Here is a 14,795-nt window from a genome sequence, read left to right as displayed (position 1 = left end):
GCTGACAGATAGCTATATCTTTAACCACCAGTCCTTATATCTCTGCTATATGCTATAGTTTTTATATCAACAACAGTTATTATATCAACAATTTAGGTTATAGGAGTGGTTATGCGTATTTTAATCACTGGCGGAACAGGTTTGATTGGTAGCCGTCTGGTTTGCCAACTTCTTTCTCTATCCCATTCCATCACTATTCTAAGCCGCTCACCTCAAAAAGTTTATTCTCTATTCAGCAATCAAGCTGAATGCTGGACCAGCCTGAAAGATAAAACCGATCTCAACGATTTTGATGCCGTAATCAATCTTGCTGGCGAACCCATAGCAAACAAGCTATGGACTTCAACGCAAAAAGAGAAGCTGTGCCAGAGTCGCTGGACATTAACAGAGCAACTCAGCAAGCTGATTAATGCCAGCCAGACACCACCGGAAGTTTTTATTTCCGGCTCTGCGGTAGGCTATTACGGGGATCAGAATCAAACAGTCATCACAGAGCATGAGCCGCCTCATGATGAATTTACTCATCAGCTATGTAAGCAGTGGGAACAACTTGCATTACAGGCAGCCAGTGATAAAACCCGTGTTTGTCTTTTACGTACTGGTGTTGTACTGGCAAAAAACGGCGGAGCACTGAAAAAAATTCTTCCCCTGTTCCGTCTTGGGCTTGGCGGCCCTATGGGAAGCGGGAAACAGTATCTGCCCTGGATTCATATTGATGATATGGTGAATGGCATCTATTACCTGTTAATGACGCCTGATTTGAGCGGTCCTTTTAATATGACCGCCCCTTATCCAGTACATAATGATCAATTTGCCGCAACATTGGGAGAAGTATTGCATCGCCCCGCCATTATTCGAACACCCGCTTTTGTGCTGAAATTACTGATGGGAGAAGCTTCGGCGCTGGTACTCGGCGGACAACAGGCCATACCGCATAACCTGGAGCAAGCAGGTTTTGGCTTTCGCTATTTTCAGCTAAAAGAGGCATTTGAAGACCTGCTAAATGCTAAATCTCAACGCTTTTAGCCCCTTGCCAGCGGGTAAATAAATCATGAGGCAGCTCAATATCAAACTGATCAAGCACGCGGTTAACCGTCTGGTCGATAATATCCTGAATCTGTTGAGGCTGATGATAAAATGCAGGCACAGGCGGCATAATCACCGCGCCAATTTCCGCCGCTTGAGTCATCAGCCTGAGATGCCCCAAATGCAACGGCGTTTCTCTCACCCCAAGCACTAGCTTACGACTTTCTTTTAATACAACATCTGCCGCTCTGGTCACTAATCCATCAGTATAGCTGTGAACAATACCTGAAAGGGTTTTTATTGAGCATGGCAGAATGACCATGCCCGAAGTTTTGAATGAACCTGAAGAGATGGCAGCGGCAATATCTCTGTTGTCATACACAACATCAGCCAGCGCCTGCACATCTCGTAAACTATAATCTGTTTCAAGCGCCAGTGTCTGGCGAGCGGAACGACTGATAACCAGATGTGTCTCTACTCCTTCAACTGGTTGTAAAACTTGCAGTAGCCTTACGCCATAAATAGCCCCGCTTGCTCCTGTAAGCCCTACTATCAATCTTTTCATTTTTTCCTCATCAAACACCGAACAGCTATTTAAACCCGAAGGCCATCAACCTTCATTATAGATATCCAGGTTTTCGATTTCATTCTGATTATTCAGTTTTACTTCATCATCTTTACGCAGATTCTCCAAATAATAGAGATAAGTCTGGTCGACGTCTTTGGTAACATAAACACCATTGAATACTGAACACTCAAACCCATCAACATCCGGGTTTTCTTCACGAACAGCGTCGATCAGATCGGTTAAATCCTGAAATATCAATGCATCTGCACCAATAAGTTGACGAATTTCATCCACTTCACGCCCATGAGCAATCAGTTCATTTGCATTGGGCATATCAATGCCATAGACATTCGGGAAACGCACTTCCGGTGCTGCCGAAGCAAGATAAACTCTCTTCGCGCCCGCTTCACGAGCCATATCAACAATCTGTTCTGACGTTGTACCACGCACAATAGAATCATCCACCAATAGCACATTCTTATCACGGAATTCCGCGCGATTGGCATTCAGTTTACGGCGGACTGATTTCCGGCGTTCCTGTTGCCCAGGCATGATAAATGTCCGGCCAACATAACGGTTTTTCACAAATCCCTGACGATAGGGTTTACCGAGTATGCGGGCAATTTCTAGCGCGACATCACAAGATGTTTCGGGGATTGGAATCACCACATCAATATGCAAATCTTCCCATTCACGGGCAATTTTCGCCCCCAGTTTATGTCCCATCCGTATACGGGAGTTATAAACCGAAATTTTATCAATAAAGGAGTCTGGACGAGCCAAATAGACAAATTCGAATAAACAAGGAGTCAGAGAAGGATTTTCAGCACATTGACGAGTAAATAGCTGACCTTGTTCAGTAATATAAACTGCTTCACCTGATGCGACATCCCGCAGGAATTCAAAGCCTAGCGTATCCAATGCAACGCTTTCAGAAGCAACCATATATTCATTACGGCCATCATCCAAGGTACGCTTGCCTAAAACCAACGGACGAATACCATGCGGATCACGGAAAGCCACTAATCCATGACCAATAATCATCGCAATGCAGGCATAAGCGCCACTCACCTGTTTATGCAGTGCCGCTACCGCCGCAAAAATATTATCAGGCTCCAATGGATAATGTTGGAAGCAATCCAGTTCACTAGCAAAAACATTAAGCAAAATCTCAGAATCTGACGTGGTATTCACATGACGACGGGCATTCTCAAACAGCTTTTTCTTCAACTCATGAGCATTTGTCAAATTACCATTGTGTGTCAGTGTAATACCAAATGGAGAGTTCACATAAAACGGTTGAGCTTCCGATGCACTGGAACTGCCCGCTGTCGGATAGCGAACATGACCAATCCCAATCGTTCCTTGTAAACGCAGCATATGCCGGGCTTCAAACACGTCTCTCACTAAGCCATTGGCCTTGCGTAAACGAAACCCATTGTTACCATCAATAGTGGCAATGCCCGCAGCATCTTGCCCACGGTGCTGAAGCACCGTCAACGCATCATAAATCGACTGGTTAACCGGTGTAAAACCGACGATACCAACAATACCGCACATGTAGTTTTTCCTCATCAGCCAAACGGAGAGGTATATTTCTCCGGCAAGAAACTTGACGCATTTTGCAGGTAGTCAAAGAACCACCTAATGATATGACTGAACTGTGGGATCAATTGTGACTGTTTCCAATCTTCACTTCGAGCCAATGGTGTAAATGTATCCAGAAAAAACAGAATAGCCGCGACAATCAGTACACCACGCAATGCCCCAAAGCAGACCCCCAGTACTCGATCAGTACCTGACAATCCAGTCCGTTGCACAAGAGAACCTATCACATAGTTCACCACGGAACCGACAATCAAAGTAGCAATAAACAGCAACGCAATAGCGATCCCGTTACGCACCAATTCATCTTCAAAACGGGTGAAATAGACCGCTAAGTAAGTATAAAAATGGCTTGCCACAAAGAAAGCACATCCCCAAGTAACCAGCGATAATGCCTCACGAATAAACCCACGAATCAGGCTAACTAATGCCGAGAAGCCAATAATGGCGATAATAACGTAATCAATCCAAACCATGTTTTAATTCCAAAATAGACACCTCGGCATCCGTTTCAAGTGCATTCTAACAGAAAACGAAAACGTTTGCGTAGCAAGATTTCCTATCTCACTGAAAATAATTGGGCGGCGAATTTGAGTAATCATCATCACCGCAATCATTAAGATTTACTTCCTCATGATCGTTGTCCTATTCGTCACATAGGTATCCGCCCACTTTTTATTACAATCTGTAACTATTATGGCCGATAACTCCTTACCTGCCCTTGTAATCCAGTCAAACTTTTCAATTCTGATAATGCCGAGTCAAGTTGTTGCTTAGAGGCATTCGGACCAACATATATTCTGGTTAATTGACCCTGAACCGGAGATGAAGGAACCGTATAAACCTGATAACCAGACAAACGTAGTCTGGCAACAATTTCATCTACCTTTCCGGCATTTTTTAAAGCACCCAGTTGTACGATATAAGCCTGCCCTTGCGGGGCGGTTTCAACCGGTTTAACTTCAGGTTTCGGCTCTGGCTTAATGTCTGGTTTAGGTTTAAGCGCCGGAACTGGCGGCTTAGTCTCTGGTTTTGGTTCAAGCTTAATCTGTGGTTGAGGCTTCACTTCTGGCTGAACAGCAGGAGGGACTATCGGCGTGGGTTGAGGAATAGTAACCGATGGGATTTCCGGCTGCTCCAGTGTTTCTGGCTGCAATGCCTCTGTCTCATCTTCCAGAGGCACTGATAATATTGGTGGATTAAGAGGAGGTATAGATTCAATTTCCTGCTCGTCCCCTGGCTTTGGAACCAGGGGAATTGATGCAAATTTATCTTCGTTATATTTCTTGTTGCCGTCTAGCAACGCAGGCAGCACAATGACACCCAATGCTACCAAGACAATTGTTCCAACCAAACGATTCTGAAATCTACTGGCCACTTCCTTTCTCCCTGTCCAGAGCCTCCATGACATGCGCTACTGTGTGGAATGAACCACAAACGACAACAATATCTTGCTCATCAGCATCAGCCATCGCCTGATGCCAGGCACTTTCCACATCAGTAAATAGCCGTGGCTGTTCAAGATACTGCGCCAATGTCTGTGCATCGGCACCACGAAATTCAGTCAACGGAGCGCAATACCACTCATTTATTTGCTGTGACAGGCAAGTCAGTGTACCGGCAATGTCTTTATCACCTAACATACCCACGACACCAAGGATTTTGCTACCCGGTTGACGAGGTAATTGAGCCAGTTTCTGTACCAGATAAGCCGCCGCATGGGGATTATGCGCCACGTCCAAGATCAACAGTGGATTTTCACGAACTACCTGAAAACGCCCCGGCAACTGTGCATTTTGCAACCCTTGATGGATGGCGCTCTCATTAATAGCCTGACCGACTTTATCCTCTTGTCGTAACAGACAACAAATAACACCCATTGCCGTTGCAGCATTCATCAGAGGAACATTTGGCAAAGGTAGATTGCTAAATAGCCTATCATCAGATTGCCAGTGCCAGTTTTTATCCTGTTGAGAGAAACGCCAATCAATGCCACAGCGGAACAGCTTGGCTCCTAATTCGCCCGCAACTTCCGCAATAGAAAATGGCATATCCGGCTCACCCACTACGGCAAAGCGATCTTTACGGAAAATCCCCGCTTTCTCACGACCAATATGCTCGCGGTCCGACCCCAACCAATCAATATGATCAATTGCAATGCTGGTAATAGCGGCAATATCGGCATCTACAATATTTGTCGCATCCAACCGCCCACCTAAGCCTACTTCTAAGATGACCACATCCAGACAAGCTTGTTTAAACAGTTGCAAAGCCGCCAATGTGCCATATTCAAAATAAGTTAGTGAAATATCGCCGCGACGAGATTCAATATCCGCAAATACACGGCAGAATTCCTGTTCAGGTAACTCTTTCCCCTGAATACGCACTCTTTCGGTATAACGTACAAGATGCGGAGAGCTGTAAACACCCACTCTCAGCCCGGACGCCAACAAAATAGATTCTATCGTGCAACAGGTGGTTCCTTTGCCATTAGTCCCGGATACAGTTATCACCTTAGGCGCAGGATTAACCAATTCTAACGTTTGGGCAAGCTTCCCCACACGCTCAAGCCCCATATCAATGGCCTTAGCGTGCAGGTTCCCAAGATAGGAAAGCCACGTCATCAATGGCGACGTGGCTTGAGGAATTTGTAAAGTGTCAGACATCTTCTTTATTGGTGTTTATTTGAATATCCGCCTCGACATCAGCGGGTTCTGCCACAAATTCAGCAACAATTGGCTTAGTACCTGGCTGTGACTGATGAGTGAGTTTAGAAAGTAAACTGGCAAGTGTGTCACGCATTTCAGGACGACGAACAATCATGTCAATCGCTCCCTTTTCCAGCAAAAACTCACTACGCTGGAAACCGGACGGTAATTTTTCACGAACCGTCTGCTCAATAACTCGTGGCCCGGCAAAACCAATCAATGCCTTTGGTTCAGCAATATTGATATCACCCAACATCGCCAGACTTGCTGAAACACCGCCCATTGTCGGATCGGTCATGACAGAAATATAAGGCAAACCACGTTCTTGCATTTTTGCTAAAGCAGCACTAGTTTTCGCCATCTGCATCAATGACATCAATGCCTCTTGCATACGAGCGCCGCCACTGGCAGAAAAACAAATCAGAGGACAATTGTCTGCCAACGCTTGTTCTACGGCACGGACAAAACGGGCTCCAACAACCGAAGCCATAGAACCGCCCATAAATGCAAATTCAAAAGCAGCAGCAACAACTGGCATCCCACTCAGAGTGCCTTTCATCACGATCAGGGCATCTTTCTCTTGGGTTTGTTTCTGCGCCGCTGATATACGATCTTTATACTTTTTGGAATCGCGGAATTTAAGAATATCTTTTGGCTCTAATTCCCCCCCTAATTCCGTCGTTGCTCCTTCATCAAGGAATGTAGCCAATCGGGTACGCGCCGAAATACGCATGTGATGATCACATTTAGGGCAAACCTCAAGATTGCGCTCTAACTCAGCACGGTAGAGCACCTGACTGCAACTATCACATTTAGTCCAAACCCCTTCTGGGATGTTCGCTTTACGAGTTTGGGTAATGTTGCTTTTATTAAGAATTTTTTCAATCCAGCTCATTGAATGATCTTTCCGTCTGAATCTGGCTTATGCCAGTTTTGTTATTTGTGTGCCATTAAACCACAATGCTATTACAGTGTGGATAAAAAACTGCTCAAACCTGTTACCGGTTATCACTATTCTGCTTCATCACCGCACGACGATGACGCCAAATTTCAATCACTCCGGGCAGGATTGAGATAAAGATGATAGCGACAATCAACAGTTTCAAATTCTGTTGTACCATTGGCATATCACCGAATATATAACCAGAATAGGTGAATAACAGAACCCAAACTAGTGCGCCAATCACGTTATAAGCAGCAAAACGACGATAAGACATTTTCCCCATACCTGCAACAAATGGTGCAAATGTTCTGATAATCGGTACAAATCGCGCCAAAATAATTGCCTTCCCACCATGTTTTTCATAAAACTCATGTGTTTTATCTAAATAACTGCGACGGAAAATTTTTGAATTTGGATTAGTAAATAACCTTTCGCCAAAGATGCGGCCAATAGCATAGTTCACAGCATCGCCAATAACAGCCGCAATAATCATCAATACCACCATGAGATGTACATTCAGATCATTTGAGTCCAAAGCCGCTAAAGCACCGGCGACAAATAACAGCGAATCTCCCGGCAGAAACGGCGTAATCACTAATCCTGTTTCACAAAATAAAATCAGAAACAGAATGCCATACACCCAATGACCATATTGTGCGACCAGTTCGGCTAAATGAATGTCAATATGGAGAATGAAATCAATAATAAATTTAGCAAAATCAACAAAATGAGTCAGAAATTCCATCATATTCCCCGCTATGCCAAAACATCCGTGTCGGCAACTAACAAATGTTAAATCAGATCATCTGCCAAAAACAGAGGTCCCATAGCAGCGCCAGGCAAATCAAATTGCGCCGGATAATCAACAGCAACCAAATACAACCCTGCCGCTTTTGCCGTCGCAGCGGCTTTCGTCCGGTCTTTTAAAACAAGCAACTGGGCCATCCAGTTAATATCCTGATTCCCACAACCAATTTCCATCAGGCTACCGGCAATATTACGCACCATATGATGTACAAAAGCATTGGCTTTAATATCTATAACGACATAATGCCCATAACGGCTGACATTAATATGCATCACATTACGCCAAGGTGTTTTAGATTGGCATTGCACTGCACGGAAAGAGGTAAAATCATTTTCCCCTAACAAACATTGCGCTGCCTGATGCATTCGCTTTTCATCCAATGAATAGTGAAAATGAGTCACGCCATTAGCCAACACTGCCGGGCGATAACGATGATTAAAAATAATGTAACGATATCGCCGGGCAGTTGCGCTAAAACGGGCATGGAAACTCTCATCCACGGTTTTTACCCAACGAACAGCAATATCCGGCGGTAAGTGTACGTTGACACCCATTGTCCATGCGGCATCCTTGCGTTGAACAGCCGTTTCAAAATGCACAACTTGCCCTGTTGCATGTACCCCAGCATCGGTCCGACCAGCACAAAATACCGATACAGGTTCATCGGCGACTTTTGATAATGCTTCTTCAAGGCATCCTTGAACACTTTTCACTTCTTGCTGACGTTGCCAACCATAATATCGGCTGCCGTCGTACTCAATGCCCAATGCAATTTTCATTTTTGAACCTGGCACAGATTCTGTTTGTTCTGTACCGAACATCAGTAAAATTGCTCCTGAATCAGTTTTTCCGCGGTTTCAACAGCCATTAATGCACCGCCAAACCGGATGTTATCGGCCACAGACCAGAATTGTAATACTTCCGGCATACCATAATCATGGCGCAGGCAACCAATACTCAGCGCATCATTACCCGATGCTTCTGTCACTGGAGTCGGATAATCGCCTTCATCTGCAACGTTAATATCAACCATCCGCGCTAATTCTTCTCGCGCTTCTTCTACCCCAACCGGACGCAAGGTTTCCAAATGAACGACCTGAGCATTACCATAAAAAACAGAAGACTGAACGCAACTCACTGAAATGGGTAATCCCTCATCCTGTAAAACTTTGCGGATTTGATCCACAAGACGACGCTCTTCACTCACAGAACCTTCAACATCTGTCGGCAACGGCAAAAGATTAAATGCCAGTTGTTTACTAAAACGGCCCGGCTCCGGTGGGATGCCGTTAAGTAAACGGGCGCTCTGCCCTGCTAATTCATCAACTGCCGCTTTGCCGTGAACAGAAACAGAGAACAGATTAGTCAAATGCAAACGTGCAATTCCAGCAGCATCCACCAGCGGTTTAATGGCTGTCAGTACCTGACTAGTCATATTATCCGCCAAAGCGATAATATTACGGTTGCGATAATCCGCCAATGAATGAGGGTTAACACCCGGAACAACTAAAGGTACATCCGGCTCCATAGCAAACAACCCACTGCTATCAATCACCAAGCAACCTTCTTCTGTCGCTTTTTCAACATATCGTGCTGTGGCTTCTAATCCAGCCACGAAAAAAGCGAGTTGTACCTGTGACCAGTCAAAATCAGCGGCATCGCCAACAACAAAATTTTTACCATTAAAACGCAGGCTTTCACCGGCACTACGCTCACTGGCGAGAGGATACAATTCACCAACGGGAAACTGACGCTCTTGTAATAACGCCAATATCGCTTCACCTACTGCTCCTGTCGCACCCAACAGGGCAATATTCCAACCTTCTGACATGTTGGTTTTCTCCATCTATATTTCTGACATGCAGATATATTTCTGCACGGATTAAATCAGTTCTGTACTGAAACCAAGAGCGGCTAACAACTCAGCACTCTCTCGGTTATCGCAACATACCGTCAGGGATGACCACTCCCGACGTTCTAAATAGTTTTTACGCAGATAATCAAATTGCCCTTTTTGACCGGCCACTTGCCGTAACGGGGCATCATCGCGGCGCACATCATACACTAAATGCATCAGCCGCTTCAGTGTGCTTTGAGTCACATTACCATGCAGGGTAACCCGGCTGAAATCTGGCTCCGGCAACAGATCAGATAAAGCTACTTTGCGGGGTTGGCCAAGAAATTCACAGTAAGCTTCAAATACCTGTGTGGTACCACGCGCTTTACCTTCGAGGGTATAACCCGCGATATGCGGTGTACCAATATCAACTAATTCCAGTAATGGTAGGGATAAATCAGGTTCCGGCTCCCATACATCCAGAACAACACGGAGTTTTTTGCCGCGTTTCAACTCGGTAAGCAATGCTTGATTATCAACAATTTCACCACGGCTGGCATTAATCAATATGCAATTATCCGGCAAAGCCGACAATAATTCAGCATCCACTAAATGGTATGTTTTATATGGCCCCGATTTATTCAATGGCGTGTGGAATGTCAGAATATCCGCCTCTTTGACCAGTTTTTCCAGTGGACAAAATTCGCCAACATCCCCTCTGGCAGCTCTTGGCGGATCACATAAGAGTGTCCGCACACCAAGGGCAGCTAACCGTTCCGCCAGTCTACTGCCGACATTACCGACACCGATAATGCCTACAACCTTATCTTTGAGCTCAAAATTGTCACGTTCAGCCAGCAACATTAATGCAGAGAAAACATATTCAACCACAGCAATGGCATTACATCCCGGCGCAGCAGAGAATCCAATTCCTGCGCGCGATAACCACGACTGATCCACATGGTCAGTCCCTGCGGTAGCCGTACCGATAAATTTTATCGTGCTACCTTCCAACAGCCCTTCATTGACTGTAGTTACTGAACGGACCATAAAGGCATCAGCATCATCCAGTACACCTGTCGGCACTGGACGCCCCGGAATAGCTCGCACATCCCCCAATGGCTGAAATAGTTGTTCAGCATAAGGCATATTTTCATCAACCAGAATCTTCATTTAATTCTATCCTGTGGCATAAAACGGACGTAGCCAGCTATTTTGCCACTGAATCATAACAAAACCCATAATAACGGTTTGTTTTATTATTAACTCTTCCTGAAACGCTCCGGTGTCGTACCCGCCAACTGCTGAAACATAGCAATAAACGCAGAAGATGAGCTATACCCCACATCAAAAGCGACTTCATTCACTGTTTTCCCTTGTTCCAATAAGGAAATAGCATGTAAAAACCGTAACCGTTGCCGCCACTCACGAAATGACATTCCCAATTCTTGTTGGCAACGCCGTGACAAAGTACGCTCCGAGGTATAACGCAGCTTTGCCCATTGCGCCAATGAAGTGTTATCAGCTGGATTATGTTCGATTTCCTGTAATATCGATGCCAAAAGTTTATCTTTAGATGAAGGCAGATAGGTATACTGCACAGGAGATTGAACCAATTGATCAATCAGCACCTGAGCTAACCGCAAATCCTGCTCTGTTTCCGGTACCTTCAAGCCACGTTCAAAACAATCAGCCATAATGATATTGAATATTGGACTCAGCCGGATAATACAAGGTTGATCTGGTAATAATTTTCCCCACTGAGGAGAGATATCTATTGCCCTGAATCGCATGGCCTTTTTGCTATAGCCCGAATGTTCTACTCCTTCTGGTATCCAGACACAAAATTGTGGTGGAGCCAAAAAATGTTGTTCCCCAACATTCATTGCCATTACGCCACAAACGACATAAATAAGCTGCCCAAATGGATGGACATGACGTAAACATTCTGTATTCGCACTGAATAATTCGTTACGAAAAGAGATACTCGCAGGAATAGCCATAATATCTACAGGTTCATTCAGCTTTTCTGTCATATTGTCTTAATTGCCTTATCTATTGTCTGATTATCGTTATATATAATAAACCAGACACCTTTAGACTGAGCTTTCATTTTTATCTCAATGCGATTCACTTATATGAATATGATTTTTCCACTTCTGGCCGTCTTGATTTGGTCAATTAATGCTGTAGTGAGTAAAGCCTCTGCCACCGTTATTGATCCAGCGGCAATCTCTTTTTACCGCTGGTTCCTTGCTTTTCTCACATTAACCCCCTTTGTTATATTACCTGTCATTCGCCAATGGAAAACAATCTGTCAACACTGGTGGAAACTCTTAATACTTAGCTCGCTTGGCATGGTGCTTTATCAGAGCCTGGCTTATTACGCAGCACACAGCGTCAGCGCAACATTTATGGGAATTCTTAACTCACTTATTCCTCTTTTAACTGTCGTCATTAGTATATTTATTTTACGTGTTATCCCCACTGTCGGTATTGTTCTCGGTACCGTTATATCTTTGTTTGGTTTAGTCTGGTTGGTTAGCGCCGGTGATCCTATGTCATTGCTGCAACACGGTTTAGGTCACGGAGAATTGATGATGTTGATTGCTTCCATCTCCTATGCACTCTATGGCGTATTAACCAAACGTTGGTCTATTCCATTACCCAACTGGCAATCCCTGTATGTACAAATCGCTTTTGGCGTCCTGTTATTACTACCCAATTTTTTGTTAACAAAAGATGTTCAACTAAACACCAACAATATTTCGTTAGTCCTATTCGCTGGCATTCCGGCCTCAATTCTCGCTCCCTACTTATGGATACAAGGTGTTATAAAGCTTGGCGCTAATACTGCTTCCATATTTATGAATCTGGCCCCGGTATTTACCGCAATTATCGCTATTCTGGTTCTACATGAAGAGATGCACAGTTACCATTTGATTGGCGGCGGTATAACGTTATTGGGCGTTATGCTGGCACAGCAACTACGTACTCCTCTTATTGGACGTAAGACAGGAAAATCTCAGGATGTTAATCATCAGAAAGCTTAAAAGGGATTCTTACCAATAAGCCTCCTAGCATTTCGCTAGGCAATAATTGGGGGTGAGTGCCATGATAAATACTGATGTCTTTGACCAGGGCTAATCCCAGCCCTGCCCCTTCATGCCCCGCTGCATTATCAAGACGATTAAAAGCCATCAAAGACAAATTAACTTCTTCTTTAGCAATCCCCGGCCCACTGTCATCCACTTCCAAATAACAGTATGCCTTACAAGCGCTGAGAATCACTCTAGCCGTGACAATGCCACCTTCCGGCGTATATTTAATCGCATTGTCCAATAAGTTCGCGCACATTTCTGTCAGTAATACAGGTTCCCCCTTAATCCATTGAGCATTTTCTCCTTCATAACCCAAATCAATATGCTTACTTTCAGCCTGTTGCAAACGAGAAAAACACGCCTGTTGCAACAATTCAACTAAATTGACCGGCCTATAATCCCGAACAGCTTCCTTTTCATGCGCTTTCAAACGAGAGAGCTGTAATAAACGATCCGTCAGAGAGATAGTGTTATCCAATGTACTATTAATGGCCTGTAAGCTTTCTTTCCATTGCATGGGATCTTCGCTGGCAAGCGCTACCGCTACTTGAGTTTTTAATACCGTTAATGGTGTTCTGAGTTGATGAGAAGCATCCGCGCTGAACCTCTCCTGTCGGTTCACCATCAGTTTCAGTCGCTCTATATAACGATTAAATGCATATAATAACGGGGAAAGTTCTGACCAAGGCAACATATCCGGTAATGGAGTGAGATCATTAGCGGGACGACGGACCATGACGCCAGAAAGTTTATGCAATGGTTTAAGTAACTGTTTCAACAGAAAGTAAGCCAGAATCAGAGTCAACCCAACCACTGTTCCTTGACTCATCAAAGATGATATTAATAATTGTTGCGCAAGATAATGGCGGGAAGCCACTGTTTCGGCAACCAGTATCAACGCCATTCCCATCATCCCTCCTTCATTAATTGGCTGATAAAGGGCGGCAACCCTAATAGGATGGCCGTGATATTCAGCATCATAGAAATAAACCAAAGCGGTGTATAAATTGGAGCGAAGCGTATCTTTAGGTATTAAAGGCAAATCATCATAACCAGAAATGGTTTTCCCTTCAGGAGATAATACTTGATAGAACAATCTATCATTCATATTTCGCTCAAAACTATCCAAAACGACATAAGGTACATCGACAATCAATTGATTATTCTGAACAGCCAGCCGTTCTGCGACAGTTCGAGCAGATGCCAATAAGGTCCGGTCATAAGCCAACGTAGCCGCATTCTCTGCGCTACAATAATGGGTGCAAACCGATAAACAGCCCAACAAAAATAGCGGAACGCCAAAAAACAAGAGTAACTGATGAAACAATGAGTTCGGCACTTTAAACCATCTCATCTTTCTGGCACTCCAGACGATAACCTAATCCCCGTAATGTACTTATTCCCACATTACTGCCTGACAATTTCTTTCGAATCCGGTGTACATAAAGTTCAATACTTTGTGGGTTTGCTTCATCTAACAGTGCAAATACCTGTTCAAACAGCTGTTGTTTAGAAACAGGTCTCCCTCGACGATGGAACAATGTTGTCAAAACCGAAAGTTCCCGTGGCGTCAAAGCCAATGGCTCATCGTTCAGAATAAAGTAACCATCATCCTGATAAACAAGGGAACCGAATGTCAGCGTCTCCTGTAGCACATTTGCACTACGCCGAAGTAATGCCCGGATACGGGCCTCCAATTCCTGTAAATCAAAAGGTTTCGTCAGATAATCATCAGCACCAGAATTAAGCCCTTTCACTCGCTCAGAAACATCAGCCTTCGCCGTTAATAATAATACCGGCAAATTTTGTCCACGCTTACGCAAACGAACCAATAATGAAAGGCCATCTAGTCTCGGCAAAGAAACATCCAAAATCAACAATGCATAGTTTTCTGTCTGCAATAATTGATCAGCGACGATGCCATCACTCGCAATATCTACAGCAAACCCTGCACTACTCAAGGCTTTTTGCAGCCAGTGCAATAATTCAGGGTGGTCTTCCACCAAAAGTAAGCGCATATTTTAAATATCTAATCGACCAATATAAATATAATTACAAGCATAACTATATTTTCAGTTTATATCGCCACACCTATCTTTCTGAAAAATAGTCAGACACTGATTCAACTCCATTTGAGCACCAGAATATCGCGCTATCAATAACAGGATATTCTGTCATACCGAATCAAGTAATAAATTT

At 44.2% G+C, this 14,795-nt stretch carries 15 protein-coding genes; 2 read left to right on the top strand and 13 right to left on the bottom strand.

From position 1 onward, the window contains the following. The first annotated feature begins 111 nt into the window (after window positions 1–111). The gene (locus tag BA1DRAFT_RS10805; protein ID WP_036778789.1) at window positions 112–1,026 is read left to right on the top strand and encodes a TIGR01777 family oxidoreductase; all 915 of its coding nucleotides are present in this window, start codon (window positions 112–114) and stop codon (window positions 1,024–1,026) included. Here BA1DRAFT_RS10805 and BA1DRAFT_RS10800 read toward each other — a convergent pair. From BA1DRAFT_RS10800 to BA1DRAFT_RS10750, 11 genes are all read right to left on the bottom strand, one after another. Further along, window positions 1,007–1,591, bottom strand: a complete 585-nt coding sequence (locus BA1DRAFT_RS10800) for a UbiX family flavin prenyltransferase (RefSeq protein ID WP_036778787.1) — start codon at window positions 1,589–1,591, stop codon at window positions 1,007–1,009. The two genes, BA1DRAFT_RS10805 and BA1DRAFT_RS10800, sit on opposite strands and share 20 nt — an antisense overlap. A 45-nt stretch (window positions 1,592–1,636) precedes the next feature. Further along, window positions 1,637–3,154, bottom strand: coding sequence for an amidophosphoribosyltransferase (purF, locus tag BA1DRAFT_RS10795; protein ID WP_036778785.1), 1,518 nt, complete (start codon window positions 3,152–3,154; stop codon window positions 1,637–1,639). A 14-nt stretch (window positions 3,155–3,168) separates the two neighbouring features. Next, the gene (gene cvpA / locus BA1DRAFT_RS10790; RefSeq protein WP_036778783.1) at window positions 3,169–3,675 is read right to left on the bottom strand and encodes a colicin V production protein; all 507 of its coding nucleotides are present in this window, start codon (window positions 3,673–3,675) and stop codon (window positions 3,169–3,171) included. A 218-nt stretch (window positions 3,676–3,893) separates the two neighbouring features. After that, entirely contained in the window at window positions 3,894–4,577 is a 684-nt protein-coding gene (dedD, locus tag BA1DRAFT_RS10785; RefSeq protein WP_036778781.1) for a cell division protein DedD, read from the bottom strand. Beyond that, window positions 4,567–5,865, bottom strand: coding sequence for a bifunctional tetrahydrofolate synthase/dihydrofolate synthase (gene folC, locus BA1DRAFT_RS10780; RefSeq protein ID WP_036778778.1), 1,299 nt, complete (start codon window positions 5,863–5,865; stop codon window positions 4,567–4,569). Before folC ends, dedD begins: the two co-directional genes overlap by 11 nt. Then, entirely contained in the window at window positions 5,858–6,802 is a 945-nt protein-coding gene (gene accD / locus BA1DRAFT_RS10775) for an acetyl-CoA carboxylase, carboxyltransferase subunit beta (protein WP_036778776.1), read from the bottom strand. Before accD ends, folC begins: the two co-directional genes overlap by 8 nt. A gap of 103 nt (window positions 6,803–6,905) precedes the next feature. Beyond that, window positions 6,906–7,595, bottom strand: coding sequence for a DedA family protein (locus tag BA1DRAFT_RS10770; protein ID WP_036778774.1), 690 nt, complete (start codon window positions 7,593–7,595; stop codon window positions 6,906–6,908). A 47-nt stretch (window positions 7,596–7,642) separates the two neighbouring features. Next, complete coding sequence (gene truA / locus BA1DRAFT_RS10765; protein ID WP_181147867.1) at window positions 7,643–8,437, bottom strand: tRNA pseudouridine(38-40) synthase TruA; 795 nt, start codon at window positions 8,435–8,437, stop codon at window positions 7,643–7,645. Window positions 8,438–8,478: 41 nt separating this feature from the next. Continuing rightward, entirely contained in the window at window positions 8,479–9,489 is a 1,011-nt protein-coding gene (locus BA1DRAFT_RS10760) for an aspartate-semialdehyde dehydrogenase (protein WP_036778770.1), read from the bottom strand. 51 nt (window positions 9,490–9,540) lie between these two features. After that, a complete protein-coding gene (gene pdxB / locus BA1DRAFT_RS10755) occupies window positions 9,541–10,668 on the bottom strand; it encodes a 4-phosphoerythronate dehydrogenase PdxB (RefSeq protein WP_036778767.1) in 1,128 nt (375 codons plus the stop codon). A gap of 89 nt (window positions 10,669–10,757) precedes the next feature. After that, window positions 10,758–11,531: a helix-turn-helix domain-containing protein gene (locus BA1DRAFT_RS10750; RefSeq protein ID WP_036778765.1), complete on the bottom strand. Its 774-nt coding sequence runs from the start codon at window positions 11,529–11,531 to the stop codon at window positions 10,758–10,760. Window positions 11,532–11,633: 102 nt separating this feature from the next. On the opposite strand from BA1DRAFT_RS10750, the gene BA1DRAFT_RS10745 reads away from it, so the two are divergent. Beyond that, the gene (locus BA1DRAFT_RS10745; RefSeq protein ID WP_036778762.1) at window positions 11,634–12,548 is read left to right on the top strand and encodes a DMT family transporter; all 915 of its coding nucleotides are present in this window, start codon (window positions 11,634–11,636) and stop codon (window positions 12,546–12,548) included. Here BA1DRAFT_RS10745 and BA1DRAFT_RS10740 read toward each other — a convergent pair. Together BA1DRAFT_RS10740 and tctD are read right to left on the bottom strand one after the other, a co-directional pair. After that, complete coding sequence (locus BA1DRAFT_RS10740) at window positions 12,529–13,950, bottom strand: sensor histidine kinase (protein ID WP_036778760.1); 1,422 nt, start codon at window positions 13,948–13,950, stop codon at window positions 12,529–12,531. The two genes, BA1DRAFT_RS10745 and BA1DRAFT_RS10740, sit on opposite strands and share 20 nt — an antisense overlap. Beyond that, window positions 13,937–14,614 (bottom strand): transcriptional regulator TctD, encoded by a 678-nt coding sequence (gene tctD, locus BA1DRAFT_RS10735; RefSeq protein WP_036778757.1) that lies wholly within the window; start codon window positions 14,612–14,614, stop codon window positions 13,937–13,939. Before tctD ends, BA1DRAFT_RS10740 begins: the two co-directional genes overlap by 14 nt. Between the last annotated feature and the right edge of the window lie 181 nt (window positions 14,615–14,795).

Source organism: Photorhabdus aegyptia, from assembly GCF_000612035.1.
In the GTDB taxonomy this organism is placed as follows: domain Bacteria; phylum Pseudomonadota; class Gammaproteobacteria; order Enterobacterales; family Enterobacteriaceae; genus Photorhabdus; species Photorhabdus akhurstii.
This window is presented reverse-complemented; position numbering and strand designations above follow the sequence as displayed.